This is a genomic window from Neisseria sp. P0009.S007 (assembly GCF_051962515.1).
Map to the genome: position 1 here is coordinate 1 of NZ_JBQCVF010000874.1, position 477 is coordinate 477.

Annotated in this window: 1 protein-coding gene; it reads left to right on the forward strand. The window is 54.5% G+C overall.

What is annotated here, in order from left to right; genetic code table 11:
- Nucleotides 1–477 (forward strand): tRNA (adenosine(37)-N6)-dimethylallyltransferase MiaA (gene miaA / locus ACTHS3_RS16880; protein ID WP_440368625.1); only part of this gene is annotated, 477 nt, incomplete at both ends.

Here is a 477-nt window from a genome sequence, read left to right on the forward strand (position 1 = left end):
TCGCGGCATGGACATCGGTACGGCCAAGCCGACTGCCGAAGAGCTTGCCGCCGTACCGCATCATTTGATTGATATTATTTCGCCGCTGGAAAGTTACAGTGCGGCAGATTTTGTCGGCGACTGCGTGCGCTTGGTGAACGAAATACATGCGCGCGGTCGCTATCCGCTGATTGTCGGCGGTACGATGATGTATTTCCACGCGCTGACGGAAGGTTTGAACGACTTACCTAGCGCGGATGCGGCAGTGCGCGCACAGCTTCAGGCAGAAAAAAACGAACACGGTCTGGCAGGCCTATATCGCCGTTTGCAGGAAGTTGACCCGATTACAGCAGGCCGTCTGAAAGCCAATGACAGTCAGCGTATTGAGCGCGCTTTGGAAGTCTATCTTCTGACCAGCAAGCCTTTGAGCGAACATTTCACAGAGCAGAAGCAGGCTGCGCCCTTATTGGATTTATGCACGGTTGCCCTGATTCCCGA